General features: G+C 56.8%; 3 protein-coding genes and 2 pseudogenes. 3 read left to right on the forward strand and 2 right to left on the reverse strand.

Going from position 1 to position 4652, the window contains the following annotated elements; translation table 11 throughout:
* Together AB7F49_RS38240 and AB7F49_RS38245 are read left to right on the forward strand one after the other, a co-directional pair.
* Positions 1–128 (forward strand): annotated as a pseudogene (locus AB7F49_RS38240) (site-specific integrase); the annotation flags it as partial.
* Between the two features lie 370 nt (positions 129–498).
* Positions 499–917: pseudogene (locus AB7F49_RS38245) on the forward strand (DDE-type integrase/transposase/recombinase); the annotation flags it as partial.
* Between the two features lie 416 nt (positions 918–1333).
* Here the strand turns inward: AB7F49_RS38245 and AB7F49_RS38250 are convergent.
* Entirely contained in the window at positions 1334–2539 is a 1206-nt protein-coding gene (locus AB7F49_RS38250; protein ID WP_428532893.1) for a Gfo/Idh/MocA family oxidoreductase, read from the reverse strand.
* 198 nt (positions 2540–2737) lie between these two features.
* On the opposite strand from AB7F49_RS38250, the gene AB7F49_RS38255 reads away from it, so the two are divergent.
* Complete coding sequence (locus AB7F49_RS38255; protein WP_428532896.1) at positions 2738–4054, forward strand: NAD(P)/FAD-dependent oxidoreductase; 1317 nt, start codon at positions 2738–2740, stop codon at positions 4052–4054.
* Here AB7F49_RS38255 and AB7F49_RS38260 read toward each other — a convergent pair.
* Positions 4048–4652, reverse strand: a 605-nt coding sequence (locus AB7F49_RS38260) for an ornithine cyclodeaminase family protein (RefSeq protein WP_428532899.1), incomplete at its 5' end; no start/stop codon positions are given. The genes AB7F49_RS38255 and AB7F49_RS38260 overlap by 7 nt on opposite strands.

A 4652-nucleotide genomic window follows, 5' to 3' on the forward strand; every position in this document is an offset into this window, starting at 1 on the left:
TTGAAGCCGGTTTCTCAATCGAACAGGTCGCACTTGTTACCGGCCACAAGGACTGGAAGATGCTCCGGCGCTATACGCACCTGAAGCCAGAGACATTGCATTTGAAGAAAGCATCACAGGCTGCTTAATTCGAACGTTGCCTCCGAAGGCAAAGGTCGTGAGTTCGAATCTCGCCGGGTGCGCCATTTTTTCTCATACTTTCTGATACTTTGCAAGGCCTGATTTTGTTCTCGCTATAACTCCATTTGGCTACGGAAGCACCACGGAAGCAATCGAGCACGTGTTGTTGCGTGATGTCGCGCAGTGGTTCGTAGCCCCCCGTCAGCGTCGTCGTGATCTGAGAGCTTACGGTCCACTGGCTGACGCCGAGAACATTCGCTGCATGGCGGAAGTTCCGGTGTTCGGCGACGGTGGGTGGTTGGATGATGGACGCGAGAAGGATGTGCGACGGCGCCGTCTTGCAGGCATGAAAGATCGGGGCTCGCGTTTCCATCACACTTCCTGCCGAGTGATCGGACTTACGGAGCCCGGCGCGTGTGGCACGACCTGCTGGCGGACGGGTGTCGTGCGGACTGCATCGGATCGAGCGTTTGATGCGGCTGCAGGCTCTCAAAGCTCGCCCGCGACGGCGTCGTCTGCCACCTGACCTGGGTGAGCGGCAGGCCACCGCCGTCGTTTCCAACGTGCTCGACCGTAGCTTCGATGCTCCCGCTCCCAACCGCAAGTGGATCGCTGACTTCACATACATCTGGACAGCGGAAGGCTGGCTGTACGTGGCTACGGTGGTCGATCTGTTCTCCCGCCGCGTCGTCGGCTGGTCAATGAGCGCAGCGATGACTGCTCAGCTCGTCACAGATGCCCTGGTGATGGTAATCTGGCGACGGGGCAAGTCGGACGCGTTGCTGCCTCACTCCGATCCAATCGACGGGAAATGGCGGACGCGTTTTCTTGAATTTGTCAGCAAACCACAGTCCCCAGAATGGATTCTGACGGTCCGGTTCGTCGAGATGCTTGCGCCGAGCTCGGGACAATGAGCCGTTCGGTTGGTCGGAGCGCGCTTTCGGACGCGCCCGGGCTTCAAATCAACAAGTGCCCGGGTGGACGATCACCGCTGCACGACACATTCGGTCGTCCAGCGCAACCTCGCGCAACAGATTACAGCATAGGACAAAATAGTGCCTGACCATCTAACCGGTTCCGATTATTCCGCTCAAATGCGCCATTATAAAAATAACGAATGCAACAACAATCAGGCCAACCACGCTTCTACCAATGAAATGCCTTTTGCGAGAGTTGTTCACGGAGATTCGCATCCGTACTTATTGGCGAGCTACTATGTTTGGCGACCTGGGGGCTCTTCTTTTGATATGCCACGCCGCAGTTCCATAGCCTTTCCGGATCGAGCTGACTGAAGTATAGCTTCGCATACGGCGAGCGTATCACGCCCCCATTTTCCATCGTGAAGCGGCTGACGAGACCCTGTGAGTGCCGAATAAAGTTCATCAAGCATGACCCCGCGCCCCCCGCGCCCGACTTCAACCCCGATTTCGATTCGTCCTTTATTTGAATAGACTGAAAGTCCGTTCGGAGTTTGACGAATATCTGCTTTTGATAGCGATACAAGTGTCAATCCAAAATGGGAATGGAACGGAACTGCCGTTTCGGCAAGATTCGCAAGACCAAATCTCCTAGCTTCACGTTCCGCTTCCTCATTGCGGTTTATCCTGGCCTGATGCGTTTTTGCGTGCGTATCCGGCGGGCGCAAATTGCCATCTTCTCCGACCCACCCGTGCAATTCGGCGGTATCGAAATGGCCATAGCCGTTGTAGACGATCGTTGCGCTTGCGCCGTTCTTGAACGAGAGTAGCGCGACATACGCGCCGTGCGCTTTTCTGGTAGCGTCAAAGCAATAGGTGTGAGCTGTCACCGATGCAATCTGGTCACCGACCAGCATTCGAATGATATCGATCTGATGCGCGGCCTGAATGTAAACCGCACCGCCTCCGACCGAATCGTTCAGCTCCCACTCGGCTCTCGCCCGGTATAGAAGGTCGGTGAAAGTCCAGTTCTGCACCATCTGCACTGTCCCGTGTTCCCCCGATCGAACAAGTTCCTTAATGGCTTTGATCGGCGGATCGTAGCTGTGCGTATGCCCATACATGAGCATGACGCCGGCCTCATCAGTTGCCCTAATCATTTGATCGCAATCTGCGACAGTCAGCGCCATCGGCTTTTCGACCAGGATATGCCGTCGATAGGCCGCCGCCTCCTCAACCTGTTCGCGGTGCAAATAAGGCGGGGTGCAAATATAAACCAAGTCGACGCTGGACCGTTCAAACAACTCTGTGGCGCAGCTGAACGCCTCTCCGCCAAATCGCGTCGCAAACGCATCTCGCGCTGCCGAGCGCGGATCGACCGCGGCGACGATCTCGAATCGCTTGTCCGCGACGAAATAGGGGAGCGTGAGGGTACTGCCAAAACCAAGTCCGACGACACCGACTTTTATGCGTTGAGCAGTTTGCATTTCAGGCACGTCCATCCTTGGCTCGTGGCCTCACCACCGCAAAGACACCAGCCGGCTCCCGGTGCGCGCACCTATATTCCTTAACCGGATGGGCAATATCCATTACAAACAGTCAGCCTCACAGGTCAATTTCGCATCACTATAGACTTATATTGACCAGCCGGACAATAACAGATTATCTTGATCTGTCAGTCAATTTTCGACGGCATGCGAATGGACCCTTACTGCGAGGCAGTAGATCTATACAGGAGCAAGTTCTTCACAGCGGAATTCGCAGCGCGCCCATTTTGGGGCACTGCACTTCCTTCCGACAACACGCCGACTGAGCGCGGGGCACTTCCTGCGACCGCTGATGTTGTGGTCATTGGCGGCGGTCTTACGGGCCTCACCGCGGCTCGGGTCCTTTCCAACGCCGGACGCGATGTGGTCGTTTTCGACGCTGACAAGGCCGGCTCGGCTGCCAGTTCGCGCAATGCCGGAATGCTGGGATGGCATTCACGTCATTCCTTCACAGGATTGATCGACACTGTCGGGCACGACGCAGCCGTCCGATTTTACCGGGAGTTGCGCCAGATCTTCGATTTGGCTGTGAGGACAATCACCGGTGAAAACATTGCTTGCGACTTCCGCCAACATGGCCGGTTTATAGGCGCCACGTCGCAGGCCTCTTACGATGAACTCAAGAGGGAATACAAGACCCGCGCCGACCTGCTCGGTGAGAACACCGAGATTGTCACGGCCTCGCGATCCGAAATCGATACCGATTGTTACCATGGCGGTGTCGTCATTCGCGACAACGCATCAATAAACCCAGCTCTGTATTCGCGCGGAATTCGTGCGCTCGCGGAACAGGCGGGCGCACGGGTCTTCGATTTTCACCGTGTCACCGGCCTCACCAAGGACACCGATGGCTTCACGATCCAGATCGCGGACAAAGTGATCAGGTCCAAAGACGTGCTGGTCGCAACCAATGGCCACACCACACGCCTCACGCCCTGGCTGTTCAGCCGACTGATACCGATCAATGCCTATATGGTCGCGACGGAAGAAATCGAACCCGGCATTCTTTCGACATTATTCCCGGGAGACCGGACTTATGTCGAAAGCCGTGGGCGATCGAACTATATGCAATTGTCAAAGGACGGAAAGCGGATCATCTTCGGAGGCCAGACAGGCAGCTGGCCGGTCAACATTATCCGTGTCGCCTACACCCTGCGACAGAGCCTGGTACAAATGTTTCCTGCACTAGAGAATGTTCGGATCAGTCACGCATGGACCGGTCGCTGTGCCGCAACCGCCGATCTGTTTCCAAAATTTGGCAGCCATGACGGCGTTCACTATGCGCTTGGATACTGCTTTTCGGGAAATGCAATGGCGCCTTATCTGGGCATGCAAGCGGCCAACAAGATTCTCGGTGTCCCGGTTTCGTCTGCTTTTGAAGCGAGGACGTTCCCTCAGGCCGCATGGTACACACGCAACGACATGCTGATTTCACTGTATATGTGGTATCTCGACAAAAGCGGTCACTGAGCCAGCTTCTTATAAGCCAATTGGGCAGTGACAATGTCCTGTACTGCCATCCCGAGCGACTTGAATATCACAATGCCACGCTCCGAAGTCAGCGGAGCGGCCTTGCCGCAAATGATCTCTCCCAGCTCGGCATAGACCCGCCCACCCGCCTTGACGTCGCCGGATTCCGCCAGCGCGGCCTGCCGCGAGTCCACGACGACCCTGCCATCGGCACGCGCAATCGTGACATCATCGAGTTCTCGCCAGTCCGGCCGCGGCGCACCCACGGTGCAAACGAGACAGTCGGATTCGAGCCAATCACCCTCGAGCACCGGGGTCGTCGAGCTTGTGGCGGCAACTACAACGTCGGCTCCCTGAACCGCGTCGCGCGTCGAATCCGCCAATGTCACGCCATTGCGTTCTGCAAACGAAGCCGCGCTTTTCGGGCTCCAGACGCGAACGTCGTCGAAATCACGGACGCGTCTCAACGCGGCCAGATGCGACTGCGCCAGGTGGCCGGCGCCGATAATTGCCAGCGTCCGCGCATCCGGCTTGGCGAGTAGCCGCACGGCGCTCGCGCTGACGGCAGCGGTCCGCATATTCGTGATGTAATGAGCGT

This window comes from Pseudorhodoplanes sp. (genome assembly GCF_050250235.1).
In the GTDB taxonomy this organism is placed as follows: domain Bacteria; phylum Pseudomonadota; class Alphaproteobacteria; order Rhizobiales; family Xanthobacteraceae; genus Pseudorhodoplanes.